The 536-nt window shown below is 70.1% G+C and carries 1 protein-coding gene; it reads right to left on the reverse strand.

Annotation, left to right across the window (positions count from 1 at the left end; translation table 11 throughout):
* Nucleotides 1–165 precede the first annotated feature (165 nt).
* Nucleotides 166–536: metallopeptidase TldD-related protein (locus tag HUK84_RS22510; protein WP_246285849.1), on the reverse strand; the 371-nt coding region annotated here is incomplete at its 5' end.

The raw sequence follows: 536 nt of genomic DNA on the forward strand, positions 1-536 counted from the left end.
GCCAGGCCGCCCTGCGCGATCGCCAGGGCCGCGCCCAGCAGCAGGAACGCCGCACGGCGCGCCGGGCGAGGCCGGACGGTACGGGTCGGAATGGTCATGCGGTCTGTTCCTGTCCTGTCTGATGCTGGGCCTGTCTGACGGGGGCCTGTCTGACGGGGGCCGTATTCAGGCTCCGGCGATCATCATGTCGTCGATCCGGATCGTCGGCGCGTTGGTCGCCCGGCGGAATTCCAGGTCGTCGGCCAGTACCATCCGGGCGAACATGTCGTTCAGGTTGCCGGCGATGGTCAGTTCGGCGACCGGTTCGGCCAGCACGCCGCCCCGGATCATGAATCCCGCAGCCCCGCGGCTGTAATCGCCGGTCAGGCCGTTGATGGCCGATCCCATCAGTTCGGTGACATAGATCCCCTCGGCGATGTCCTGCATCAGCGCGGCCGGCGTCAGGGTGCCGGGGCGCGCGTACAGGCTGCCCAGCGACGGGACGGGCGGCGCGGATGGTCCACGGCTGGCCCGGCCGTTGCCGGTGGTCCCGATCT

It is taken from the genome of Nguyenibacter vanlangensis (assembly GCF_013376155.1).
Taxonomy (GTDB): Bacteria; Pseudomonadota; Alphaproteobacteria; order Acetobacterales; family Acetobacteraceae; genus Gluconacetobacter; species Gluconacetobacter vanlangensis.